This is a genomic window from Shinella sp. Sh6 (assembly GCF_055392685.1).
The window spans coordinates 794,343-819,656 of sequence record NZ_AP044005.1; the positions used below are offsets into that span (position 1 = coordinate 794,343).

The 25,314-nt window shown below is 65.3% G+C and carries 19 protein-coding genes, 1 tRNA gene and 1 riboswitch; of the genes, 6 read left to right on the forward strand and 14 right to left on the reverse strand.

Annotated features, from left to right (window positions below):
* Positions 1–9 precede the first annotated feature (9 nt).
* From narJ to ACZ5TO_RS03820, 4 genes are read right to left on the reverse strand one after another with little or no spacing between them, the layout of a single operon-like run.
* Positions 10–723 carry a nitrate reductase molybdenum cofactor assembly chaperone gene (gene narJ, locus ACZ5TO_RS03805; RefSeq protein ID WP_464799596.1) on the reverse strand — a complete coding sequence of 238 codons (714 nt, stop codon included), beginning with the start codon at positions 721–723 and terminating at the stop codon, positions 10–12.
* A complete protein-coding gene (gene narH / locus ACZ5TO_RS03810; RefSeq protein WP_464799597.1) occupies positions 723–2,261 on the reverse strand; it encodes a nitrate reductase subunit beta in 1,539 nt (512 codons plus the stop codon). The genes narJ and narH overlap by 1 nt, the downstream gene beginning before the upstream one ends.
* A complete protein-coding gene (locus ACZ5TO_RS03815) occupies positions 2,258–6,016 on the reverse strand; it encodes a nitrate reductase subunit alpha (RefSeq protein ID WP_464799598.1) in 3,759 nt (1,252 codons plus the stop codon). The genes narH and ACZ5TO_RS03815 overlap by 4 nt, the downstream gene beginning before the upstream one ends.
* Positions 6,017–6,032: 16 nt before the next feature.
* Complete coding sequence (locus ACZ5TO_RS03820) at positions 6,033–8,783, reverse strand: nitrate/nitrite transporter (RefSeq protein WP_464799599.1); 2,751 nt, start codon at positions 8,781–8,783, stop codon at positions 6,033–6,035.
* A gap of 235 nt (positions 8,784–9,018) precedes the next feature.
* Between ACZ5TO_RS03820 and ACZ5TO_RS03825 the strand changes: the two genes are divergently transcribed.
* A complete protein-coding gene (locus ACZ5TO_RS03825) occupies positions 9,019–9,750 on the forward strand; it encodes a helix-turn-helix domain-containing protein (protein WP_464799600.1) in 732 nt (243 codons plus the stop codon).
* Positions 9,751–9,997: 247 nt separating this feature from the next.
* Here ACZ5TO_RS03825 and ACZ5TO_RS03830 read toward each other — a convergent pair.
* From ACZ5TO_RS03830 to betI, 10 genes are all read right to left on the reverse strand, one after another.
* Positions 9,998–10,074: transfer RNA gene (locus ACZ5TO_RS03830), tRNA-Pro, on the reverse strand.
* A gap of 401 nt (positions 10,075–10,475) precedes the next feature.
* Complete coding sequence (gene cysN, locus ACZ5TO_RS03835; RefSeq protein WP_464799601.1) at positions 10,476–11,957, reverse strand: sulfate adenylyltransferase subunit CysN; 1,482 nt, start codon at positions 11,955–11,957, stop codon at positions 10,476–10,478.
* 1 nt (position 11,958) lies between these two features.
* Positions 11,959–12,912 (reverse strand): sulfate adenylyltransferase subunit CysD, encoded by a 954-nt coding sequence (gene cysD, locus ACZ5TO_RS03840; RefSeq protein WP_464799602.1) that lies wholly within the window; start codon positions 12,910–12,912, stop codon positions 11,959–11,961.
* 47 nt (positions 12,913–12,959) lie between these two features.
* Complete coding sequence (locus ACZ5TO_RS03845) at positions 12,960–13,712, reverse strand: phosphoadenylyl-sulfate reductase (RefSeq protein ID WP_464799603.1); 753 nt, start codon at positions 13,710–13,712, stop codon at positions 12,960–12,962.
* Positions 13,713–13,899: 187 nt separating this feature from the next.
* Positions 13,900–14,214 (reverse strand): BrnA antitoxin family protein, encoded by a 315-nt coding sequence (locus ACZ5TO_RS03850; protein ID WP_464799604.1) that lies wholly within the window; start codon positions 14,212–14,214, stop codon positions 13,900–13,902.
* Positions 14,193–14,474 (reverse strand): BrnT family toxin, encoded by a 282-nt coding sequence (locus tag ACZ5TO_RS03855; RefSeq protein ID WP_464799605.1) that lies wholly within the window; start codon positions 14,472–14,474, stop codon positions 14,193–14,195. The genes ACZ5TO_RS03850 and ACZ5TO_RS03855 overlap by 22 nt, the downstream gene beginning before the upstream one ends.
* A gap of 34 nt (positions 14,475–14,508) precedes the next feature.
* The gene (betA, locus tag ACZ5TO_RS03860; protein ID WP_464799606.1) at positions 14,509–16,161 is read right to left on the reverse strand and encodes a choline dehydrogenase; all 1,653 of its coding nucleotides are present in this window, start codon (positions 16,159–16,161) and stop codon (positions 14,509–14,511) included.
* A gap of 201 nt (positions 16,162–16,362) precedes the next feature.
* A complete protein-coding gene (gene betB / locus ACZ5TO_RS03865; protein ID WP_464799607.1) occupies positions 16,363–17,826 on the reverse strand; it encodes a betaine-aldehyde dehydrogenase in 1,464 nt (487 codons plus the stop codon).
* A gap of 1 nt (position 17,827) precedes the next feature.
* A complete protein-coding gene (gene betC / locus ACZ5TO_RS03870) occupies positions 17,828–19,357 on the reverse strand; it encodes a choline-sulfatase (protein ID WP_464799608.1) in 1,530 nt (509 codons plus the stop codon).
* A gap of 178 nt (positions 19,358–19,535) precedes the next feature.
* Entirely contained in the window at positions 19,536–20,132 is a 597-nt protein-coding gene (gene betI, locus ACZ5TO_RS03875) for a transcriptional regulator BetI (RefSeq protein WP_464799609.1), read from the reverse strand.
* A 153-nt stretch (positions 20,133–20,285) separates the two neighbouring features.
* On the opposite strand from betI, the gene ACZ5TO_RS03880 reads away from it, so the two are divergent.
* From ACZ5TO_RS03880 to ACZ5TO_RS03900, 5 genes are all read left to right on the forward strand, one after another.
* Positions 20,286–20,834, forward strand: a complete 549-nt coding sequence (locus tag ACZ5TO_RS03880) for an HdeD family acid-resistance protein (protein ID WP_464799610.1) — start codon at positions 20,286–20,288, stop codon at positions 20,832–20,834.
* Positions 20,835–21,059: 225 nt separating this feature from the next.
* Positions 21,060–22,226 carry an acetyl-CoA acetyltransferase gene (locus tag ACZ5TO_RS03885; protein ID WP_464799611.1) on the forward strand — a complete coding sequence of 389 codons (1,167 nt, stop codon included), beginning with the start codon at positions 21,060–21,062 and terminating at the stop codon, positions 22,224–22,226.
* 44 nt (positions 22,227–22,270) lie between these two features.
* Positions 22,271–22,334: riboswitch (Fluoride riboswitch) on the forward strand.
* A gap of 102 nt (positions 22,335–22,436) precedes the next feature.
* Positions 22,437–22,826: a fluoride efflux transporter CrcB gene (gene crcB, locus ACZ5TO_RS03890; protein WP_464799612.1), complete on the forward strand. Its 390-nt coding sequence runs from the start codon at positions 22,437–22,439 to the stop codon at positions 22,824–22,826.
* Positions 22,823–23,260, forward strand: coding sequence for an EamA family transporter (locus ACZ5TO_RS03895; RefSeq protein ID WP_464799613.1), 438 nt, complete (start codon positions 22,823–22,825; stop codon positions 23,258–23,260). The genes crcB and ACZ5TO_RS03895 overlap by 4 nt, the downstream gene beginning before the upstream one ends.
* A gap of 122 nt (positions 23,261–23,382) precedes the next feature.
* Positions 23,383–25,173, forward strand: a complete 1,791-nt coding sequence (locus tag ACZ5TO_RS03900) for an EAL domain-containing protein (protein WP_464799614.1) — start codon at positions 23,383–23,385, stop codon at positions 25,171–25,173.
* Positions 25,174–25,314: the final 141 nt, after the last annotated feature.

The following is a 25,314-nucleotide window of genomic DNA, read 5'->3' on the forward strand; positions in this document are numbered from 1 at the left end:
TTCCGCCTCCTAGACCGGTATGGTGTTTGCGGGCTCGTTCGGCTTGCGCGCCGCCGCCCTCATCTGCGTGCGCAGCCTGTCCGGGCCGCAGGCGTTTTCGCCGGCATTGCCGCCGAAGGTGACGGCCTCGTCCCACCAGATGCGGTCGAGCGCGGCAAGGTCGTCGGGATTGTCCTCGGCGCCTTCCAGAAGCGCGTTCACGCGCTTTTCGTCCGGCTTTGCCTTCGACAGGAGCCGCAACGCGGCGAAGGCGAAGGCATAGACCGACTCGCGCTTCCTCAGCCGCTCGCCGATCGCCGCCGTGATGTGCCCGGTCTGGGACAGGAGGTCGTCGATCTCCTCGGCGCTGCGCGTCGAGAGGAATTCGAGGAAGAGCGGCAGGTAGTCCGGCAGTTCCTTGCTGTCGATGACGAAGCCGTTTTCCTCGTACATCGCCATCAGGTCGACCATGGCCTGGCCGCGGTCGCGGCTTTCGCCGTGCACGTGCTCGAACAGGTGCAGCGACAGCGAGCGGCTGCGGTCGAACAGATGGACGTAGCGCTCCTGAGCCTCGTAGAGGTCCTGGCCGGCGAGGTCGTCGATCAGGCGGACGAGATGCCGCCCGACGTCCGCGCCGACCGTGTCGTCCGCCTGAAGCGCCGCCTTCAGCTCGCCGGCGCCGTTGATGAGCTCCTCGCCCGGATAGCTGAGCAGGAGCGACAGGATCTTGAGGGCGGTGTGCATCAGACGAGCTCCTTGAAGAGGTCGGTCGGGGTGTTGACGACCTTGCGGCGCTTGGCGCCGAACAGGTCGCCCTCCGACGTGCCGCCGGAGCAGCCGTTGCCGAAGGAGAAGCCGCAGGAGCCGCGCACGTCGTAGGCGTCCTCGCTCACCTCGCGGTGCGTCGTCGGAATGACGAAGCGGTCTTCGTAGTTGGCGATTGCCATGATGTGGTACATCTCCTCGATCATCTGGCCGCTCATGCCGACCCTGGCGGCGATCGACGGGTCGATCACGCCGTCGATCGTCTTGGCGCGCATATAGGCGCGCATGGCGAGCATGCGTTCGAGCGCCGAGACGACAGGGGCCTCCTTGCCGGCGGTGAGGAGATTGGCGAGGTAGCGCACCGGAATGCGCAGCGAGCGGACGTCCGGCAGCGGCCCGTCCATGCCGAGCTTGCCGGCCTGGGCCGCCGACTGCAGCGGCGAGAGCGGCGGAATGTACCAGACCATCGGCAGCGTGCGGTATTCCGGGTGGAGCGGGAAGGCGATCTTCCAGTCCATCGCCATCTTGTAGACCGGCGAGCGTTTGGCGGCCTCCAGCCAGGCGTCAGGAACGCCGTCCTTGCGGGCCTGAGCGATCACCGCCGGGTCGTTCGGGTTAAGGAAGATCTTCAGCTGCTCCTCGTAGAGGTCCTGTTCGTTCGCCGTGGAGGCGGCCTGCGAGATCCGGTCGGCATCGTAGAGGATGACGCCGAGATAGCGGATGCGGCCGACGCAGGTCTCCGAGCAGACGGTCGGATGGCCGGCCTCGATGCGCGGATAGCAGAAGATGCACTTTTCCGATTTGCCCGAGTTCCAGTTGTAGTAGATCTTCTTGTAGGGGCAGCCGGAGACGCACATGCGCCAGCCGCGGCATTTTTCCTGGTCGATCAGCACGATGCCGTCGTCCTCGCGCTTGTAGATCGCCCCCGAAGGACAGGCCGCCGCGCAGGTCGGGTTGAGACAGTGCTCGCACAGCCTCGGCAGGTACATCATGAAGGTATTCTCGAACTGGCCGTAGATCTCCTTCTGCACCCCCTCGAAATTATAGTCCTTCGAGCGCTTCTCGAATTCCCCGCCGAGAATCTCCTCCCAGTTCGGCCCCCATTCGATCTTCTCCATCCGCTCGCCGGTGATCATCGAGCGTGGACGGGCGGTCGGCGTAGCGCGGCTTTCGCCGGCCGTCTGCAGGTGGCCGTAGTCGAAATCGAAGGGCTCGTAGTAGTCGTCGATCTCCGGCAGGTCCGGATTGGCGAAGATCTTGGCGAGGATGCGCCATTTCGCACCCATCTTCGGCTCGATCTTGCCGTTCGGCTTGCGGACCCAGCCGCCGTTCCATTTCTTCTGGTTTTCCCAATCCTTGGGAAAGCCGACGCCGGGCTTGGTCTCGACATTGTTGAACCAGGCGTATTCGACGCCTTCGCGGTTGGTCCAGACGTTCTTGCAGGTGACGGAGCAGGTATGGCACCCGATGCACTTGTCGAGATTGAGGACCATGCCGATTTGCGCGCGGATTTTCATTCTGCCGCCTCCTTGTTGTGAGTGACGCCTTCGGCGGGCGGGCCCTCCAGCCAGTCCACCGTATCGAGCTTGCGCACCACGACGAACTCGTCGCGGTTGGAGCCGACCGTGCCGTAGTAGTTGAAGCCGTAGGCCTGCTGGGCGTAGCCGCCGATCATGTGCGTCGGCTTCGTGATGATGCGGGTCACGGAATTGTGGATGCCGCCGCGCTGGCCGGTGGTCGGCGAGCCGGGCGTGTTCACGATCTTCTCCTGGGCGTGGTACATGTAGATCGTGCCGTCCTTCATGCGCTGCGAGACGACGGCGCGGGCGACGATGGCGCCATTGGCGTTGTAGACCTCGACCCAGTCGTTGTCGGCAATGCCCGCGCGCTTGGCGTCCGGCTCGGAAATCCACACGACCGGGCCGCCGCGGTTGAGCGTCAGCATCATCAGGTTGTCGCTGTAGGTCGAATGGATGCCCCATTTCTGGTGCGGCGTGATGAAGTTCAGCACCAGATGCGGCTTGCCGTCGCTCCTCGCCCTGATCGCCGGGTTGACGGTCTTGGTGTCGATCGGCGGCCGGTAGACGCAGAAGCCCTCGCCGAAGGCGCGCATCCACAGGTGATCCTGGTAGAGCTGCTGGCGGCCGGTGAGGGTGCGCCACGGGATCAGCTCGTGGACGTTGGTATAGCCGGCATTGTAGCAGACCTTCTCCGATTCCAGGCCCGACCAGGTCGGCGAGGAGATGATCTTGCGCGGCTGGGCGACCACGTCGCGGAAGCGGATCTTCTCGTCCTCCTTGGGGATGGCGAGATGGGTGTGGTCGCGGCCGGTATATTTCGACAGCGCCTCCCAGGCCTTCACCGCGACCTCGCCGTTGGTCTCCGGCGCGAGCGACAGGATGACCTCGGTCGCGTCGATGTCGCTTTCGATCTTCGGACGGCCCTTGGCGACGCCTTCCTCCTCCACCACGCCGTTCAGCCGGGCGAGCAGGTCGACCTCGTGCCCGGTATTCCAGGAAATGCCCTTGCCGCCGTTGCCGAGCGTGTCGAGCAGGGTGCCGACGGAGGTGAACTTCTTGTAAAGGTTCGGATAGTCGCGCTCGACGACGGCGACCGTCGGCATGGTTTTGCCGGGGATCGGGTCGATCTCGCCCTTCTTCCAGTCCTTGACGTCGAACGGCTGGGCAAGCTCGCCGGCCGTGTCGTGCAGCGTCGGCACGAGCACGACGTCCTTCTCGACGCCGAGAACCTCCGGGGCTATCTCGGAGAACTTGCGGGCGATGCCCTTGAAGATCTCCCAGTCGCTCCGTGCGTCCCAGGCCGGGTCGGCGGCGCTCGACAACGGATGGATGAAGGGATGCATGTCGGAGGTGTTGAGGTCGTTCTTCTCGTACCAGGTCGCCGTCGGCAGCACGATGTCGGAATAGACGCAGGTCGTCGACATGCGGAAGTCGAGGGTGACGAGGAGGTCGAGCTTTCCCTCCGGCGCCTCGTCGTGCCAGACCGCTTCCTTCGCCGCGTGCCGGCCCTCCTCGCCGAGGTCCTTGCCGAGCACGCCGTGCTTGGTGCCGAGCAGGTGCTTCAGGAAATATTCATGGCCCTTGCCCGACGAGCCGAGCAGGTTCGAACGCCAGACGAAGAGGTTGCGCGGCCAGTTCGACGGATCGTCGGGATCCTCGCAGGACATCGACAGCGTGCCGGCCTTCAGCTGCTCGGCGACGTAGTCCTTCGCCGCCTTGCCGGAGGCGGCGGCGTCCTTCGAGACCGAGAGCGGATTGGCCTTGAGCTGCGGGGCGGAGGGCAGCCAGCCCATGCGCTCGGCGCGGATGTTGTAGTCGATCAGCGCCGCGTCCCACGGGCCGTCCGGCGCCGTCGGCGACAGGATCTCCTCGACCTTCAGCGTCTCGTAGCGCCACTGGTCGGTATGGGCGTAGAAGAACGAGGTCGAGTTCATGTGGCGGGGAGGGCGGCTCCAGTCGAGCGCGAAGGCAAGCGCCGTCCAGCCGGTCTGCGGCCGGAGCTTTTCCTGGCCGACATAATGGCTCCAGCCGCCGCCCGACTGGCCGATGCAGCCGCACATCACCAGCATGTTGATGATGCCGCGGTAGTTCATGTCCATGTGGTACCAGTGGTTCAGGCCGGCGCCGAGGATGACCATCGAGCGGCCTCCGGTCTTTTCGGCATTGCTGGCGAATTCACGGGCGACCGCGACGATCTGGTCGCGCGGGACGCCGGTGATGCGCTCGGCCCAGGCGGGCGTATAGGGAAGGTTCTCCTCGTAGGATTTCGCCGAGTTCGGATCGCCGAGGCCGCGGTCGACGCCGTAGTTGGCGACGAAGAGATCGAAGACGGTCGCCACCAGGGTCTCGCCGTCGGCAAGCCTGATCTTGCGGGCCGGCACCTTGCGCACCAGCACGCTGTCATGCTCGGTGCCCTCGAAGTAGTCGTGCTCGCGGTTGCCGAAATACGGAAAGCCGACATCGGCGATCGTGTCGTGCTCGCCCTCGAGGATGAAGCTCATGGCAAGCTCGACCTCGTTGCCCTTGCCGTCCTTGGCCTCGAGGTTCCACTTGCCCTGTTCGCCCCAGCGATAGCCGATGGAGCCGTTCGGCGAGACGAACTGGCCGGTCTCGGCGTCGACCGCCACGGTCTTCCATTCCGGGTTGTTCGCCTCGTCGAGGCCGCCGACGAAGTCGGAGGCGCGCACGAAGCGATCGGGGACGAGATAGCCGTCCTTTCGGGCAAGCTTCACCAGCATCGGCATGTCGGTGTAGCGGCGACAGTAGTCCTCGAAATACTCGGCCTGGCGGTCGATGTGGAACTCGCGCAGGATGACGTGGCCGAGCGCCATGGCGAGAGCCGCATCCGTTCCTTGCTTGGGATGCAGCCAGAGGTCGGAGAATTTGGCGGCTTCCGAATAGTCCGGCGAGACGACGACGGACTTGGCCCCTTTGTAGCGCACTTCGGTGTAGAAATGCGCGTCGGGGGTGCGAGTCTGCGGCACGTTCGAGCCCCAGAGGATGAGGAAGCCGGAATTGTACCAGTCGGCCGATTCCGGCACGTCGGTCTGCTCGCCCCAGGTCATCGGCGAGGCGGGCGGCAGGTCGCAGTACCAGTCGTAGAACGACATGCAGACGCCGCCGAGCAGCGACAGGTAGCGCGAGCCCGCGGCGTAGGAAACCATCGACATGGCCGGGATCGGCGAGAAACCGATGACGCGGTCCGGCCCCCAGGTCTTCACCGTATAGGCGTTGGCCGCCGCGATGATCTCGTTGACCTCGTCCCAGGTGGCGCGCACGAAGCCGCCGAGACCGCGCATCCTGACATATTCCGCCCGCTTCTCGGGGCTCTCCTGGATTGCCGCCCAGGCGCCGATCGGCGTCTTGACGGTCCGCTCCCTGCGCCACAGCTTGAGGAGGCGCGAGCGGACCAGCGGATATTTCACGCGGTTGGCCGAATACATGTACCAGCTATAGCTCGCGCCGCGCGAACAGCCGCGCGGCTCGTGATTGGGCAGGTCCGGCCGCGTGCGCGGATAGTCGGTCTGCTGGGTCTCCCAGGTGACGATCCCGCCCTTGACGTAGATCTTCCACGAGCAGGAGCCCGTGCAGTTGGCGCCGTGGGTGGAGCGCACGATCTTGTCGTGCTGCCAGCGCTTGCGGTAGGCGTCCTCCCAGTCGCGGCTTTCCGTGGTCGTGACGCCGTGACCGTCGGAGAACGTGCCGGCGTTCTTGCGCGCGAGGAAGTTCAGGCGATCGAGTAGGTGGCTCATGGTCTATCCTCCAGGTTCAGGCGTTCGCGGAGGCCGGGCGAGCCCGGCCGCGCTCGATGTCGTGGAGCAGTCCGCCCTTGCGGGCGTAGACGGCCCAGGTGATCAGCACGCAGGTGACGTAGAAGATCAGGAAGGCCCAGAGAGCCGCCTCCGGCCCGCCGGTCAGCGTGATCGAGGAGCCGTAGCCCTTCGGGATGAAGAAGGCGCCGAAGGCGGCGATCGCCGAGGTGAAACCGGTGATGGCGGCCGATTCCTTCTCGGCCTGCAACCGGCGGGCTTCCGGCGTCGCCTGCGGCATCAGCCGGCCCATTTCCTTGCCCATGATCGCCGGGATCATCTGGAAGGTGGAGGCATTGCCGACGCCGGCTGCGAAGAACAGCACCAGGAACGAAGCGAAGAAGCCCCAGAAGGCATGCGGCTGGTCCTTGATGCCGATGAAGTAGAGCACGCCGCAAACCCCCGCCATCATCAGCACGAAGACCCAGAACGTGACGCGGGCGCCGCCGTACTTGTCGGCGAGCCAGCCGGTGGCCGAGCGCGACAGCGCGCCGACCAGCGGGCCGAGGAAGGCGAACTGCAAGGCGTTGACGTCGGGAAACAGCGTCTTCGACAGAAGCGGGAAGCCTGCGGAGTAGCCGATGAAGGAACCGAAGGTGCCGGTGTAGAGCCAGCACATGATCCAGTTGTGCTTGCGCTGGAAGATGACCGCCTGCTCGGTGAAGGAGGCCTTGGCAGAGGCGATGTCGTTCATGCCGAACCAGTTGGCGAAGGCGGCGATAACAATGAAGGGAATGAAGAAGAAGCCGGCATTCTGCAGCCACAACGGCGTCTCGCCGGTGGCTGCGGTCGCGGGGACCATCGCCGGATCGCCGCCGAGGCCGCCGAAGATGCCGGTGGTGATGACGAGCGGCACGACGAACTGCACGACGGAGACGCCGAGATTGCCGAGGCCGGCATTGAGAGCGAGCGCGTTGCCCTTTTCCGACTTCGGGTAGAAGAAGGAGATGTTGGCCATCGAGGAGGCGAAGTTGCCGCCGCCGAAGCCGCACAGCAGTGCGAGGATCAGGAGGACGATATAGGGCGTGTCGGGGTTCTGCACCGCATAGCCGATGCCGAGCGCCGGGATGATCAGCGACCAGGTGGTCAGCGTCGTCCACAGCCGTCCGCCGAGGATCGGAACCATGAAGGAATAGAAGATGCGCAGCGTCGCGCCCGACAGGCCCGGCAGCGCCGCCAGCCAGAAGAGCTGGTCGGTGGTGAAGGTGAAGCCGACGAGCGGCAGCTTGGCGACGACGACCGACCAGACCTGCCAGATCGCGAAGGACAGAAGCAGGGCCGGGATCGACAGCCAGAGATTGCGGCTGGCGATCTTGCGGCCTTTCTCCTGCCAGAAGGTCCTGTCTTCCGGGCGCCAGTCGGTGAGTACGGCCGCGCTTTCCTTGACAGGCTTGCGAACGGGCGTCGCCATCCCCTGCATTTCCGGGAAGGGCGGCAGCGCCTTGATGCTCTCCTGCGAGGCCTCCCGCTCCATCTGGCGGACGGCGAGGTGCATCCAGGCGAGCGAGCCGGCGGCAATCAGGAAAAGCAGCATGAAGCAGCTCGTCCATAGGCCGGTCAGATCGAGAAGCAGGCCGAAGACGATCGGCAGGATGAAGCCGCCGAGGCCGCCGATCATGCCGACGAGGCCGCCGACGGAGCCGACGTTCTTCGGATAGTAGACCGGGATGTGCTTGAAGACGGCGGCCTTGCCGAGCGCCATGAAGAAGCCGAGGATGAAGATGGTGACGGTGAAGCCGACGACGCCGAGCTCGGCATGGAAGGCGATCGGGCCATTGACGCCGCGCACGACATAGTCGGTCGGCGGATAGGAAAGGACGAAGGTTGCGGCGACCGACACGAGGAAGGTCCAGTACATGACGCGCCGGGCGCCGTAGACGTCCGAGAGGTGGCCGCCATAGGCGCGGAAGAGGCTCGCGGGAACCGAGAAGCAGGCGGCGATAATGCCGGCGAGGCGGATGTCGACGCCGTAGACCTTGATGAGATATTGCGGCAGCCACAGCGCCAGGGCGACGAAGGCGCCGAAGACGAAGAAATAGTAGAGCGAGAAGCGCCAGACCTGGATGTTCTTCAGGGGCTCCAGTTCCATCCAGGTGCTTTTGGGCTGCTCGCCGGAGCGGCGGCGCTCGGTGAGAACCGGATCGTCCCTGGTGGTGAACCAGAAGACGACCGCCATGACGACGAGGGTGGCGGCCCAGATTTCGGCGACGGTGTGCCAGCCGGAGGCGACGAGCACGAGGGGGGCGAAGAACTTCGTAACCGCCGCGCCGACATTGCCCGCGCCGAAGATGCCGAGCGCGGTGCCCTGCTTTTCGGCCGGATACCAGCGCGACACATAGGCGACGCCGACGGCGAAGGAGCCGCCCGAGATGCCGACGCCGAGCGCGGCGAGCAGCATCTGCGGATAGGTCGTGGCGTAAGTGAGCAGGAACGTCGCCACGGCGGCGGCGAGCATCGTGCAGACGAAGACCACACGGCCGCCGTAGCGGTCTGCCCAGATGCCCAGCACCACGCGGATCAGCGAACCGGTCAGGATGGGCGTGCCGACCAGAAGGCCGAACTGTGTTTCGGAAAGACCCAGATCCTGGCGGATCTGGATGCCGATGATTGCAAAGATCGTCCACACGGCGAAACAGGCAGTGAAGGCGATGGTACTCATCGCCAAGGCTGTCTTCTGACCTTGGGGACTGGCGGTTGTCGCGCTAGTCATAGTTCTACCCCGGTTCGAATTTGACCGAATTCTCCTGGCGATTAGGAGATATGTGCCGGGGTTTGTTGTTGATCTGGGTCAATCCTCTTCAGAGGTATACATTTTAAGACAAGGACAACTCTTTTTGGCGCTTAGATGATTTTTATATATACTGAAGTCTTCTTATTTATGCTCTTCAATTGATATTTTTTGTTTTGTTGACTGATGCTATCAACTATGAGGCAAGGCTGCACCGATGCGATCCGATGATGTCGAAAAACTCAAGCATCTGAATATCCTCGAGGGCGTCAAGCAAAGCACCTTCGAGAAGATTATCGTTCCGAGCTTCCTGCAGTCTTTTCCGGCAGGGACCGTGTTGCTCGAAGAAAACAGTCCGGCGGATTTCCTTTACATAACCCTTGAAGGATTGGTGGAGATGTCTGCTTCCTCCATGAAAAACGAGACGGTGATTGAAATTCTCGGTCCGACAAGCCTGTTCATCCTGGCGGCCGTCCTCAACAACGACGTCAGTCTTCAATCCGCCAGGACGCTGACGCCTGCGAGGATCCTGATGATCCCGGCCTCGCTGATCCGAGATCTCATGGTCGAGGATTCCGATTTCATGCGTTCCGTCGTATTCGAGCTGGCCCGCGCATATCGTCGCACGGTCAAGGAACTGAAGAGGCAGAAGCTCAGGCACGGCACGCAGAGGCTCGCCAACTGGCTTTTGCGCGAGGACGACAACCAGGGCGGTTCCGGCGCGATTAGGCTTCTTTTCGAAAAGAGGGTGCTCGCCTCCTATCTCGGCATGACGCCGGAGAACCTGTCGCGCGGCTTTGCGGTGCTCGCCGACTATGGGGTGGTGTCGGACGGCAATCGCATCGAGCTTTGCGACCGCGCGACGTTGGAGCGCTTCGCCTCGCCCTCCTTCCTCATCGACGCGGCGGAACCGACAATGAAGGGCTCGTCGCGGCCGGTGGTCTCATAGCCCACCTCGTCTCGCCGGTCAGCCAGGCGGGGCGCGGGATGATGTCGTCGAGGCCGGAGGCTTGGATGGTGCCGCCGGCGCAGCGCTGGCACCTGAGGCCCTCGCCGTCGCCCCGGATCACCCCGGCTGCCACATGAACTTGCGGGGTAAACAACCGCAACGGGCTGGCGAGGGGGCTGTCAGTTTTCGTATCGGGAGGTTTTCGTGAGCCTTCGGGATGGCTATAAATCCTTAAGAGGATTTTCGCTGGTCGGAGTGGAGTGATTCGAACACTCGACCCCCACGTCCCGAACGTGGTGCGCTACCAGACTGCGCTACACTCCGTGACCAGCGGGGGTTCGTATAGAACAGGCTTTCGGTTTCGACAAGCGCAAAATATCAAAAAAATTCGCAATGTTGGGGAAAGCGCCGGATGCCGCGGGATTTTTTCCGCAAGGCCGGAAATGCCGTGGCCGGGCGCGTCCGGCGGGGTGAAACGGCGCGGCAGGTCCTTGGTGCGGCAATGCCGTTTCCGGCGCCCGATGGAACAATTTTCCTGCCCGCGCATTTTCCGCCCGACCAATGAGGAAAGGAAACTTACATGGCTCGGGCTTTGATTCTCTGGTTGATGGGCGTACCGCTCTTTCTGGTGATCCTGATCTGGTATTTCTTCTTCTGAGACCGTCAGGAACGGCAAATGCAAAAGGGGCCTTTCGGCCCCTTTTTCGTGTCCGGATGCGCCCCGGCTATTCGTCGAGATCGGCCAGCAGCTCGGCCGCGCGGCCGGCGCTGGTGTGGCGCACGTCGACGTCCTGGCGGCGGCTGGCGAAGGCCTCGCTCGCCATGATCTTGTCCGCAAGGTCGGCGGGAAGCGACAGGAGCACGCGCCGGTCGTCCTTGTGGATGCCGCCGATCTCCGAGCGGCGTCCGGTGATCATGCCGCCGGCCACCGTGTTGTTGGTGTCGGGATCGATCAGGATGAAGGCGCCTGTCGTGCGGTTCTGCTCGTAGGGATCGAAGATCGCCTGCTCGTCGAAGGTGAGATGCACCTTGCCGATGGCGTTCATGGCCAGCCGCTCGGCCGCATTCCACTTGGAGGTCGCAAGATCGAGCTGGCTGACGGGTTCCACCAGCACGCGCTGGCGGCGCGAGCCGCTCTTCAGCCAGTAGCGTTTGCCGGGCTCGATTCCGTCCGCCTGGAGGGCGACGAGCTGGGCGTCGAAGCCTCGCCCGGTCATCGGCTGGCTGTCGATGGCGACGATCATGTCGCCGCGCGAGACGTCCACCTGCCGGTCGAGCACCAGCGTGATGGCGTCGCCCGAAACGGCCGCGTTGCGCACGAGGTCGAAGGTGACGATCTTGGTGACGTTCGCCACCATGCCCGACGGCAGCACCACGACGGAATCGCCCGGCTTCACCGAGCCGCCGGCGACGGTGCCCTGATAGCCGCGGAAGCTTTCGCCGGGGCGCGAGACGCGCTGCACCGGCAGGCGGAAGCCGACCGTCTGGCCGGCGCGGGTCGTCGCCTTCTCCAGGGTTTCCACCAGCGTCGGGCCGTCGTACCAGGGCATGGCCTTGCTGCCGTCGTAGACGACGTTCTCGCCCTTCAGCGCCGACATCGGGATGGCGGTGATCTGCTTGACGCCGAGGGTGAGGGCGAATTCGCGGAACTCGTGGGCGATCTGGTCGAACCGGGCGCGGTCGTAGCCCGTCAGGTCGATCTTGTTGACGGCGAGCACGAACTGGCGGATGCCCATCAGCGTGGCGATGGTGGCGTGGCGGCGCGTCTGCTCCAGGATGCCGGCGCGCGCATCGACGAGCAGCACGGCAAGGTCCGCCGTGGAGGCGCCGGTCGCCATGTTGCGGGTATACTGCTCGTGGCCGGGCGTGTCGGCGACGATGAAGGAGCGCCGGTCCGTCGAGAAATAGCGGTAGGCGACGTCGATGGTAATGCCCTGTTCGCGCTCGGCCTGCAGGCCGTCGAGGAGAAGGGCGAAGTCCGGCAGGCCGAGGTCGTTCTGCTTGCCGCTGTCGCGGTGGAGCGTTGCGGCCTGGTCTTCCTTGACGGCCTTGGTGTCCCACAGCAGGCGGCCGATCAGCGTCGACTTGCCGTCGTCCACCGAGCCGCAGGTGATGAGGCGAAGGGGGCGGGAATCGCGGATCGCGCGTGCCTGTTCGACGGCGGCCTGTTCGACCGGCAGGGCGGTCGCGGTTGCGGAAACGGTCATCTCAGAAATACCCTTCGCGTTTCTTCTTTTCCATGGAGCCGGACTGGTCGCGGTCGATGGCGCGGCCCTGGCGTTCGGAGACGGTCGCCGTCTCCAGCTCGGCGATGATGTCGTCGAGCGTCGTCGCATTGGAGCGGATGGCGCCGGTCAGCGGGAAGCAGCCGAGCGTGCGGAAGCGGATGACGCCTTCCTGCTTCACCTCGCCGGGCAGCAGTTCGAGGCGCGGGTCCTCGGCCATGATCATCATGCCGTCGCGTTCCACATAGGGGCGCTTCTTGGCGAAATAGAGCGGCACGATCGGGATATCCTCGGCCTGGATGTAGCGCCAGATGTCGACCTCGGTCCAGTTGGAGAGCGGGAAGGCGCGCACGCTCTCGCCCTGGCGGATCATGCCGTTGTAGAGGTTCCACAGTTCCGGGCGCTGGTTGCGCGGGTCCCAGCGGTGGTCCGGCGTGCGGAAGGAGTAGATGCGCTCCTTGGCGCGGGAAGCCTCCTCGTCGCGGCGCGCGCCGCCGAAGGCCGCGTCGTATTTGCCGGCGTCGAGCGCCTGACGCAGCGCCTCGGTCTTCATGATGTCGGTGTAGCGCGAGGACCCGTGCGTGAAGGGGGTGACGTTTTCCGCCGCTCCGCGCGGGTTGACGTGCTCGATGAGGTCGAGATCGTATTCCTTCACGATGGCGTCGCGGAAGGCGATCATCTCGGCGAACTTCCAGCCCGTGTTGACGTGCAGCAGCGGGAAGGGCACGCGGCCCGGATAGAAGGCCTTGCGCGCAAGATGCAGCAGGACCGAGGAGTCCTTGCCGACGGAATAGAGCATCACGGGCCGCTCGAATTCGGCCGCGACCTCGCGGAAGATGTGGATCGCCTCGTTTTCCAGCGCCTTCAGATGCGGATCGAGCGGGGCTTTCTGCGTCGCGTTGGGCTTGGCTTCCGCCTCGTTGCGGATATCGGACATGGGATTTCTACTCCGGATGGGGCGCCTTGGGAGGGGCAGGGTGTCGGTCAGGCCGCGCTCGGGGCGGGAAGGGGGGAGGCGGCGGCCTCGGGAACGTGCAGGCCGCATTCGCGCTTCTCGTCGTTCTCCCACCACCAGCGGCCGGCGCGCTCGGGCTCGCCCGGCTTGATGGCGCGCGTGCAGGGCTCGCAGCCGATGGACGGATAGCCGCGCGCATGCATCGGGTTCACGGGAACGGCATTGTCGGCGACGTAAGCCTTGATGCGCTCGATGTCCCAATCGGCGAGCGGGTTGACCTTGATGAGGTTGCGCTCGGCGTCGTATTCGGCAAAGGGCGTCTCGGCGCGGTTGCCGGACTGGCCGCGGCGAAGGCCGGTGATCCAGAAGGAGGCGCCTTCCAGCGCGCGGGCAAGCGGCTTGAGCTTGCGCACGCTGCAACAGGCATGGCGCGCCTCGACGCTCTCGTAGAAGCCGTTGAGGCCGTATTTCTCCGCATAGGCGTCGATATCGTCCTGAACGGGGTGGTAGCGGGTAATGGCGATGCCGTACTGGCCTTCCGTCTCGTCGATGAGGTCGACGGTTTCCTTGAAGAGCCGGCCGGTCTCCAGCGTCACGACGTCGACGGGCAGGCGCTCGGTGCCGATGGCGGCGGTGATGACCTGGTCCTCGATGCCGAGGCTGGTGGTGAAGACGGCGCGCCCGCCAAGCCCGGCCACGAGCGCAAGGCGCCCGGCAAGATCGAGGCCGGCGAGTTTGTCGTTCAGGGCCTCGGCGGTCCCGTTTCCGGTAAGAACAGTCATTCCGTTTCCAAGCCTTTGCGAGAAGTGCCCGGATTATCGCAGCCCGCGCCCCCGCGAGACAGCAAAACGGATTTCCAAAGCCTCGGGCCGGAGAGCAAATATCTCTCCATCTCGGCCCCCCGGCAGAAATCCTGCCGCGAAAGAAGGCTTTGAAATTACTCTATAAAAATAGTAGAAAATAGGGTACCTACAGGCCGGCGGCCTTGCGCAACGCCTCGTTCATGCGGCTCTGCCAGCCCTTTCCGCTTGCCCGGAAACGGGCGATGACGTCTTCGTCGAGCCGGAGGGTGACCTGCTTTTTCGGATGTGCCAGCGACGGACGGCCGCGCGACTTGCGGTGATCCTCCATAGCCTTGAAGAATTCCGGGGGAAGGACCTCTTTCGCCGGGCGCAGGGCCGCCAGTTCAGCGTCGCTCATCTCGGGAAAATCGACGGCGCCCCAGTCTTCCTGCGTATATCCCTCACCGGGCTGGAATGGCGTCAGCTTTGTGGTCTTGGCCATGGGAGCCTCCTTCTTTCCCTGTCGCTCGCCGGGCGGAAGCTGATGATCGAAACGGCTTCCCGACCGAGAGTCATGAAGATCACGGCGGCCGTGCCGTCCCGGAAATAGCCGAGAGCCTTCAGGCGCCGCCGACCGGAAGCATCCGGCCTGGCATCCTCGACGACGGCATTCGCCCAGTCGAATTCGCCGATATCCGTGAAATCGAGGCGGTGCTTTTGCAGGTTGGCCTGCCGCTTCGGTTCGTCCCAGACGATCTTCATGATTTAATGTAGTTACATTATTTCCAACGTCAACCTACCGGTCGCTCACCATCGCCCGCGGGTTGACCCATGGCTCCTGGTTGGAGCGGGGGAGGGGCTGCCTGCCGAGGATATGGTCCGCAGCCTTCTCGCCGGTCATGATCGACGGGGCGTTGAGGTTGCCGTAGGTGACGTGGGGGAAGATCGAAGAATCCGCGACGCGCAGGGCCTCGACGCCGATCACGCGGGTTTCGGGATCGACCACGGCCATCGGGTCGCTTGCCGCGCCCATGCGGCAGGTGCCGCAGGGGTGGTAGGCGCTTTCCAGATGCTCGCGCAGGAAGGCGTCGATCTCATCGTCGCTCTGCACCTTTTCGCCGGGCTGGATTTCCGGGCCGCGGAATTCGTCGAAGGCCTTCTGCCCGAAGATCTCGCGGGTGAGGCGCACGCAATGGCGGAACTTCACCCAGTCTTCCTCATGGCTCATGTAGTTGAAGCGGATCACCGGATCGGCCATCGGATCGGCCGAGCGGAGCGTCACGTTGCCGCGCGACTTCGACAGGTTGTAGCCGACATGCACCTGGAAGCCGTGGCTCTTCGCTGCCGCCTTGCCGTCGTAGGAGATGGCGACGGGCAGGAAATGGTACTGGATGTCCGGCTGCTTCAAGCCGGCAGCCGAGCGCAGGAACGCGCAGGCCTCGAACTGGTTGGAGGCGCCGAGCCCGCCCTTGGAGAGCAGCCACTGCGCGCCCGCGACCCCCTGCCAGAACCACGGCAGCCAGGAATAGAGCGAGACCGGCTTGGTCGAGATCTGCTGGAAGTAGAATTCCATATGGTCCTGCAGGTTCGCGCCGACGCCCGGCCGGTCGACCTTCACCTCGATGCCCATATCCTGCAAATGCTGGCCCGGGCCGATGCCGGAGAGCATCAGCAGCTTCGGCGAGTTGAAGGAGGAGGCCGAGACGATCACCTCGCGGTTCGCCCGCACCACCTCGACAACCCCGTTCCGCTCGATCTCCACGCCGACCGCCCGGCCGTTCTCGATAACGATTTTCCGCGCGAAGCAGCGGACGAGGGAGACGTTCGGCCGCTTCATGGCGGGGCGCAGATACGCGTTCGCCGCCGACCAGCGCCGGCCGTCGTGGATCGTCTGCTCCATCAGGCCGAAGCCCTCCTGCTTGGAGCCGTTATAGTCGTCCGTCAGCTCGAAACCGGCCTGGCTGCCCGCCTGGATGAAGGCGTGGAAGAGCGGGTTCGTCACGGGGCCGCGCTGGACGTGCAGCGGCCCGTCCGTGCCGCGCCAGCCGGCTTCCCCGCCATGCGAGGTCTCCATGCGCTTGTAATAGGGCAGCACGTCCGCATAGGCCCAGCCCTGCGCGCCGAGCTCTTCCCAGCGGTTGAAGTCCTCCGCGTGGCCGCGCACATAGACGAGCCCGTTGATGGAGGAGGAGCCGCCGATCACCTTGCCGCGCGGGGCGGTGATGCGCCGGTTGTTGAGGTTCGGCTCGGGCTCGGAGAGATAGCCCCAGTTGTAGCGCTTCATGCTCATCGGCCAGGCGAGCGCCGCCGGCATCTGGATGAACGGCCCGATATCCGACCCGCCATATTCCAGCACCATGACGGTATGCTTGCCGCCTTCCGAAAGCCGGTAGGCGATGGCCGAGCCGGCCGAGCCGGAGCCGACGATGATGTAGTCTGCGTTCTGCATGACCGTTTCTTTCCCTGGGTGGGGTTTGCCCCTCATCCGCCTGCCGGCACCTTCTCCCCGCAGGCGGGGAGAAGGGAGCGTGGCGAGCATTCATTCCAACCTGAACCGTCCTCATGGGCCGAAAACGACGCCTCCTGCCTCCTTCTCCCCGCTTGCGGGGAGAAGGTCGCGGCAGCGGGATGAGGGGCAGCTCCGATCATCTCAATACGGCGCCTCGACCTTGCCCATCGACACGTAGACCGTCTTCAGCTCCGAATAGTGCTCCAGCGCGGCGAGCGAATTTTCCCGCCCGAAGCCCGATTGCTTGGAGCCGCCGAAGGGGATTTCCACGGGGGCGAGATTGTAGGTGTTGATCCACAGCGTGCCGGCCTCCAGCCGGTCGACGACGCGGTGCGCCCGGGTGAGGTCGGACGTGAAGACGCCGCCGGAAAGGCCGAATTCCGTGGCGTTGCCGCGTTCGATGACTTCCTCCTCGTCATCGAAGTCGAGCACGCACATGACCGGCCCGAAGATCTCTTCCCGCGCGATGGTCATGCCGTCCGTGACGTCGGCAAAGACGGTCGGCTGGATGTAATAGCCTTCGCCCGAGACGGCGTTGGGAATGCCGCCGCCCGTCAGCAGCGTGGCGCCCTCCGCCTTGCCCTTCTCGATATAGTCGAGGACCTTGTCGCGCTGGGCTTTCGAGACCATCGGCCCGAGCTGCGTCGCCTCGTCCATCGGATCGCCGATCAGGATTTTTTCCGTCCGCTCTTTCAGGCGCGACAGGAACTTCTCCCTGATGCCCTTCTGCACGAAGACGCGCGTGCCGTTGGAGCAGACCTGCCCCGTCGAATAGAAATTGCCGAGCATCGCCCCGCCGATGGCGCTTTCAAGGTCGGCGTCGTCGAAGACGATGAGCGGCGACTTGCCGCCGAGTTCCATGGTGACATGCTTCAACTCGGACGCGGCGGCCCCCGCCACCTTCCGGCCGGTCGGCACGGAGCCGGTGAGCGAGACCTTGGTGACGTCGGGATGGTTGACGAGCAGCGGCCCGGTCGCGCGGTCGCCCTGGATGACGTTGTAGAGCCCCTTCGGCAGTCCGGCCTCCACGAGGATTTCCGCAATCTTCAATGCGCCGAGCGGGGTGTTTTCCGAGGGCTTGAAGACCATGGCATTGCCGCAGACGAGCGCCGGCGCGCCCTTCCAGCAGGCGATCTGCTGCGGATAGTTCCACGCGCCGATGCCGACGCAGACCCCGAGCGGCACGCGCTTGGTAAAGGCGAAGTCTGCCCCGAGCGGAATATAGTCGCCGTTGAGCCCCGCTGCCGCGATACCGCCGAAGAATTCGAAGGCGTCCGCCCCGGAGGTCGGGTCGGCGACGATGGTTTCCTGGATCGGTTTTCCCGTGTCGAGCGTCTCCAGCTCGGAAAGCTCGCGGTTCCTCTCGCGCATGATCTCGGCGGCGCGCTTGAGGACGCGGCCCCGTGCGGTGGGGCTCATCGCCGCCCATTCCTTCTGCGCGCGTTTTGCCGAGGCGACGGCCTTTTCCACGATGGCGGGCGTTGCGGCATGAAGGCGCGCGATCACCTCGCCGGTGGCGGGATAGACGCTGTCGAATGGCGTGCCGGCGGTGTCCTCGACGTATTCGCCGTCGATGAAGTGCGAGGCTTTCGGTTGGGCTCTCATCTCATTCTCCCCGCGGGTAGCGTTTGGATTCCTCGAGATTGTCGAGGTTCATGTGGTTGCGCATGTAGCGTTCGGAGGCCTTCTGCAGCGGCTGGTGGTCCCAGGGATAATAGGCGCCGTTCCTCAGCGCCTCGTAGACCACCCAGCGCCGCGCCTGGCTCTCGCGCACGGCCGCGTCGAAGGCCGCCATGTCCCAGCGCGCCTCGCGCATCTGCCGGAAGGCGTCGAGCGTCGCCTTGACGACGGGGCTTTCGGATGTCGCAAGGTTGACGAGTTCCAGCGGATCGGCTTCGAGGTCGTAAAGCTGCTCCGGGTCGAGCTCGCAATGGACATATTTCCACTTGCCCTCGCGGATGCCGACGAGCGGCGCATAGGAGGCTTCCGCGGCATATTCCATTAGCACGGGCGTCGTGCGCTCCTGCCCGTTGATGACCGGCACGAGGCTTTCGCCGTCCGTCCAGGGCATCACCTCGCCCATGGAGATGCCGGCAAGGTCGCAGAGCGTCGGCGTCACGTCGAGGTTGGAGGTGGGCGCAAGGCGCAGGCCGGGCGCAACGCCCGGGCCGGCGATCATCAGCGGCACGCGGGCCGAGCCCTCGAAGAAGTTCATCTTGAACCACAGGCCCCGCTCGCCGAGCATGTCGCCATGGTCCGAGCAGAAGAAGATGAGCGTGTCGTCCAGCATGCGCGTGCGCGTCAGCGTGTCGACGAGCTCGCCCACCTTCTCGTCGAGATAGGAGATGTTGGCGAAATAGGCCTGGCGCGAGCGGCGCACGTTTTCCTCGGTGATGGCGAAGGCGGCATAGTCGCAGGAATGCAGGATCCGGGCGGAGTGCGGGTCCTGCTCCTCCAGCATGCCGACTTCGGGCATCAGGTGCGCGCAGTCCTCGTAGAGGTCCCAGAATTTCTTCCGCGCCACATAGGGGTCGTGCGGATGGGTGAAGGAGACGGTGACGCACCAGGGGCGGCGGGCCGCGTCGTCGTTCTCACGCGAGAGCTGGTAGAGCTTCTGGTTCGCGAGGAAGGCGACCTCGTCGTCATATTCCATCTGGTTGGTGATCTCGGCGACGCCTGCACCCGTCACCGAGCCCATGTTGTGATACCACCAGTCGATGCGCTCGCCGGGCTTCCTGTAATCCGGCGTCCAGCCGAAATCGGCCGGGTAGATGTCCGTCGTCAGCCGTTCCTCGAAGCCGTGCAGCTGGTCCGGCCCGACGAAATGCATCTTGCCAGACAGCGCCGTGTAATAGCCGGCGCGGCGCAGGTGATGCGCGAAGGTCGGGATGGAGGAGACGTATTCGGCCGCGTTGTCATAGACCTGCGTGCGGCTCGGCAACTGCCCGGCCATGAAGGAGGCGCGGGCGGGGGCGCACAGCGGCGAGGAGGTGTAGTTGTTGCGGAACCGCGCCGAGCGCGCCGCCAGCGCCTTCATGTGCGGCGCATGCAGGAAGTCCGCCGGCCCGTCCGGGAAGAACGTTCCGTTGAGCTGGTCGACCATGATGATCAGGATGTTCGGCTTTTCGGCGGTCACGGGAAAATCCTCGAAATGGCGGTGTCGGTATTTGGGGCGCTACCCCCCTCTGGCCTGCCGGCCATCTCCCCCACAAGGGGGGAGATCGAATCGTGGCACTGCTTTGCCTCTAGCCAATCTCCCCCCTTGTGGGGGAGATGCCCGGCAGGGCAGAGGGGGGTGTCGTCGCAGGAAAAGATCATCCCACCTCCACCCCGCAGGCCCGAAGCTGCGCGTCCACATAGCTTTCCGTCAGCGCGATGGAGGATTCGATGCTGACGGGCGCCGAGCGCAGGCCCTGCCGCAGGTAGAGCCCGTCGATCATCGCCGCCGCGCCGTCCGCGATGGCGGAAGCCTTTTGCGCCGGGCAGAGCCGCTTGAGGTTCGACAGGAGATTGGAATTGAGCCGCCGCGCATAGACGACGAGCAGGCGCCGCACCGCCTCCGAGCGCTGCGCCTCCGTATAGAAGGCGAGCCACGCCGCCACCGTCTCCGGCGCGAACTGGTGCGCCTGGAAATTGACGCGGATGAGCGCCGAAAGTTTTTCGCGCGGGGTTGCAGCTTCGTTCAGCGCCGCCACCGCATCCTCGCGCAGCGTGCGCAGGAGGCTGCGGATCGTCTCGATGACGAGCTGTTCCTTGGAGCCGAAATAGTGGTGCGCCAGGGCAGGGGAGACGCCCGCATGGCGGGCGATCTCCGACATGGTCACGGTCAGCGAGCCGTGGTCGCCGACCGCCCTCAGCGTCGCGTCCACCAGCGCCTTGCGGCGCACCGGCTCCATTCCAACCTTCGGCATGTGGTTCCCCTGATTTTGGGCAAGCGTATTTTTAATTGAGCGATCAATCAATAAAAATCTTCGGTGCGGAAGGGTGCCGAAACGGACTGTCGCGTCCGGCCCGTGTTTCGTGCTAGCCTGCCCTTGTTTCCGTTCGTCTTTTCGAGGTGAATCATGGTCCTCTCCCCTGGAATGAACCCCCTCTCGGAAGTCCGCGCCAAATGGGGCTGGTTCGTCGCCCTCGGCGTCGTCCTGCTTCTGTTCGGCGGCATCGCCGCGGCCAACCTGTTTTTGGCGACGGTCGCCTCGGTTTATTATGTCGGCATGCTGATGATCGTCGGCGGCGCCGTCCATCTCGCCCATGCCTTCCAGGTCAAGGCCTGGCGGGAGACGATCGCCTGGGCGCTGAGCGCGCTGCTCTATCTCGCCGCCGGCGTGCTCGCCTTCGTCAACCCGGTGCTGACCTCGGCGGTGCTGACGCTGCTGATGGCCTGCGCGCTGCTGGTCGCCGGCGTGTTCCGCATCTTCGCCGCCTGGCGCGTGCGGCCGGAGAGCGGCTGGGGATGGCTCATGGCGGGCGGCATCGTCACGGCGCTTGCCGGCGTCGTCTTCATCCTCGGCTGGCCGGTCAACAGCCTGTGGCTGCTCGGCCTCTTCCTCGCCTTCGACCTCGCCATGCAGGGCTGGTCCCTCATCGCCTTCGGCCTTGCGCTGAAGAGGTAGGCGTCCCGGGCCGTCTGCCCCTCACCCTAACCCTCTCCCCGCAAGCGGGGAGAGGGGACGTGCCCGGCGAATGGGTCTTGGTTGGGGAAGACACCACGGCATACCCCCTTCGCCCCGCTTGCGGGGAGAAGGTGCCGGCAGGCGGATGAGGGGCAAACCCCACGCGCCGCTCCGCCCTTTACCTCCCGCCGCCGCCGGCCCATCATGGCGGCAGGAGGAATTCGCATGGACGTTTCCATTATCGGCTGGGCGCATACGCGCTTCGGCAGGCTGGAGGGCGAGACGGTCGAGAGCCTGATCGTCACCGTCGCGCGCGAGGCCATCGCCCATGCGGGCCTTGCCGCCGCCGATATCGACGAGATCGTGCTCGGCCATTTCAACGCCGGCTTCTCGCCGCAGGATTTCACGGCGAGCCTCGTGCTCCAGGCCGACGACGCGCTGCGCTTCAAGCCGGCGACGCGGGTGGAGAACGCCTGCGCCACGGGTTCCGCCGCCGTCCACCAGGGCATCCGCGCCATCCGCGCCGGGGCGGCCCGCCATGTGCTGGTCGTCGGCGTCGAGCAGATGACGACAACGCCGCCGGCCGGGATCGGCGCCAATCTCCTGAAGGCCTCCTACCTGCCGGAGGACGGCGACACGCCCGCCGGTTTTGCCGGCGTCTTCGGCCGGATCGCCGCCGCCTATTTCCAGCGCCACGGCGACCAGTCCGACGCGCTCGCCGCCATCGCCGCCAAGAACCACCATAACGGCGCCTCCAACCCCTATGCCCAGATGCAGAAGGACCTCGGCTTTACTTTCTGCCGCACCGAGAGCGAGAAGAACCCCTTCGTCGCCGGCCCCCTGAAGCGCACGGATTGCTCGCTCGTGTCCGACGGCGCCGCCGCCCTCGTGCTCGCCTCCGCGGATGCCGTCGCAAGCGCCCCGCGCGCCATCGGCTTTCGCGCCGCCGCCCATGTGCAGGATTTCCTGCCCATGTCGAAGCGCGACATCCTCCGCTTCGAAGGCTGCACGGAAGCATGGCGGCAGGCTTTGGCCGAAGCGGGCGCAACGCTCGACGACCTCTCCTTCGTCGAGACGCACGACTGCTTCACCATCGCCGAGCTCATCGAATACGAGGCGATGGGCCTTGCAAAGCCCGGCGAGGGCGGCCGGCTGGCGCTTTCCGGCGAGACGGCGAAGGGCGGCCGCCTGCCGGTCAATCCCTCCGGCGGCCTCAAGGCCAAGGGCCACCCGATCGGCGCGACGGGCGTCTCCATGCATGTGCTGGCGGCCATGCAGCTTGCCGGCGAGGCGGGCGGCATCCAGGTCCCCGGCGCCACCCTCGGCGCGCTCTTCAACATGGGCGGCGCCGCCGTCGCCAACTACGTCTCCATCCTCGAACGGCGGCACTGAGCCCACCCGTTTGACAGCCGGCCGGGCTGCGCCTAGATATTTCCTCGTGGGATGGGGATGGTGCTCCCCGAGAACTGCCGTTCATCGGCTGATAGCGCCTGCCAGGCCGGCCAGCGATGGCCGTCGACGGCGGGAGCGTGCCTTGCGACCGCCCGTGGGCGGTTTTTCGTTGCCCGGATATCTTGATCGCAGACCTTTGAGGCAACGGACATGAACTATCTGATCGTCTTTCTCGGTGCCGGCGTCGGCGGTGCGGCGCGCCACGGGGTGAACGTGCTTTCCGCCCGGCTCGTCGGCACGGGCTTTCCCACCGGCACCCTCGTCGTCAACGCGCTCGGCTGCCTGCTGATGGGGCTGATCGCCGGCACCTTCGCCTTCCGCGGGCACCTGCCGCAGGAAATGCGGCTGTTCCTGACGACCGGCATTCTCGGCGGCTTCACCACCTTCTCCACCTTCTCGCTCGACGCGGCGCTGCTGTGGGAGCGCGGCGAGACGGGTCTGGCGGCGCTCTATGTCGGCGCATCGCTTCTCCTGTCGCTGGCGGGCGTTGCGGCCGGCCTCGCGCTGACGCGCACGGTGCTGTCCGGCGGCGCGGTATGAGCGGGCTTTCGGGCTCCTGGCAGGCCTGGGCGCTCGGCTCGGCCGCCTTCGCCGCGCTGACGGCGATCTTCGCCAAGGTCGGCGTCGCCGGGGTCAATCCGGATTTCGCGACCTTCGTGCGCACGCTCGTCATCCTCGCCGCCATCGCCCTCATGCTGACGCTTGCCGGCGGCTGGCAGGCGCCCGGCGCCGTGCCGGCGAGAAGCTGGATCTTCCTCGTTCTCTCGGGCCTTGCGACGGGCGCCTCGTGGCTGTGCTATTTCCGCGCCCTGCAACTCGGCAAGGCGTCCGAGGTCGCGCCCGTCGACAAGCTGAGCGTGGTGCTCGTCGCGCTCTTCGCCGCGCTTTTCCTCGGCGAGCAGCTTTCCCCCGCCCATTGGGCGGCGGTCGTGATGATCGGCGGCGGCGCCCTGCTGCTGGCGCTGCCGGTATGAAGGAATTTTTGCCCAACTGCCTGTCGCAGTTGCGCTTTCACTAAATTGTCATACTAAAGAAACGGTTTGTTCAGGACTGGTGCGGAGACTTCCTCTCACCATTCACGCTCCGGAGCATCCGCATGTCCGCCGCCGAATTGCTCGCCCTTCGCCGCTTCGGCGATGGCGAGATCGTCACGCTCGCAAAGCTCGTGATCGAAACGGCCTTCCAGCCGATCGTCGAGGCCGCGACCGGCGCGGTGTTCGGCTACGAGTCGCTGATGCGCGGCTTCGACCGCCTCGGCTTCCGCTCCCCGCTCGATCTCCTCGACCGGGCGCACGAGGCCGGCCAGCTCCTCGCGCTGGAGCATATGATCAACAGCCGCGCCATCGCCGCCTTCGCGGCGCTGCCGGATTTCCGCTCGCGCACGCTCTTCGTCAACCTCGATTCCCGCCTCGTGCCGCAAGGCGCCGATCTCGTCGAGCGCCTCGTCGGACACCTGACGCGCGCCGGCATTCCGGCTTCCTCCATCTGCTTCGAGATATCCGAGCGCTTCGACAACGATACGCTGCCGGAGTTCTCCGCGCTGGTGCGCAAGCTCCGCCTTGCCGGCTTCAAGCTCGCCATCGACGATTTCGGCGTCGGCCATAACGGGCTCAAGCTGCTCTGCGACCATCCGGTGGATTATCTGAAGATCGACCGCCACTTCGTCTCGGGCATGGAGGCCGATGCCCGCAAGCGCCACCTCGTGCGCAACACGGTCAACGCCGCCCATGTGCTCGGCACGCGGGTGATCGCCGAGGGCGTGGAGACCGAGGCGGAGTTCGTCGCCTGCCGCGAGGCGGGCTGCGACCTCGTGCAGGGCTGGTTCGTCTCGCGCCCCGTCACGGATTTTTCCGCGCTCGGCCCGGTCTATGCGCAGGTCGCCCGCGCCGGCGGCACGCGCCGCGCCTCCAGCACGCTCGACAGCATCCTCATCCGCCGCGAGATCGAGCAGGTCGCGGTGCTGCGCGAGAGCGAGAGCCTGGAAACGGTGTTCGAGTTCTTCCGGCGCGATCCCAAGCGCACCTTCTTCCCCGTGCTCAACGCCAATGACGAGCCGCGCGGCATCCTGCAGGAATACCACGTCAAGGAACTGAGCTATCACCCCTTCGGCCGCGACCTCATCAAGAACAGGCTCTACCAGAAGGGCCTGGCGCATTTCGTGACCGCCGCGCCCATCGCCGACCTCGACACGCCCGCCGAACAGCTTCTCGACATCTTCACCGGCATGGGCGGCAACGAATGCGTGATCCTGACGGAGAACCTGCGCTATGCCGGCATCCTGTCGGCCTCCTCGCTCATCAAGATCATCAACGAGAAGCGGCTGAAGACGGCGGAGGACCAGAACCCGCTGACCGGCCTTCCCGGCAACCGGGCGATCCGCGACTACCTGCAGGACGAGGCGCACGACGGCGACCAGACGCGGTGCCTTTGCTATTTCGACTTCGACAATTTCAAGCCGTTCAACGATCGCTATGGCTTCCACAAGGACGACCTTGCGCTCTCGCTCTTCGCCTCGCTGCTCAGGCGCGATTTCGTCGGCGAGGACGTGTTCGTCGGCCATGTCGGCGGCGACGATTTCTTCGCCGGCGTCAGCGGCCGCCCGGCCGGCGAGGTGCGGGGCGTGCTGGAGCGGCTGCTTGCGGATTTTTCCCGCGAGGTGCGCGCGCTCTATTCGCCGGAGGACCGGCTGGCGGGCGAGATTCGCGGACGCGACCGCGCCGGCCGGGAGACCCGCTTTCCCCTGATGCGCTGCTCGGCCGTGGTGCTGGTCGTGCCGGAAGGCGAGGTGATCGGCGAGGCCGGGCAGATCAGCACCCGCATCGCTGCCCTGAAGAGCGAGGCGAAGGAAAGCGACGGCGGGCTGGTGCTGTCTTCGGCCGTGGTATGAAGACCCCTCCCTAAATCCCTCCCCACAAGGGGGAGGGACTTAATTTGCGGCACGTCCGGCGTCCAAAAATTGAGGGAAAAGAGCGCCGCCAGCCTTTCTCCCCCCTTGTGAGGGAGATGCCGGCAGGCAGAGAGGGTCTTC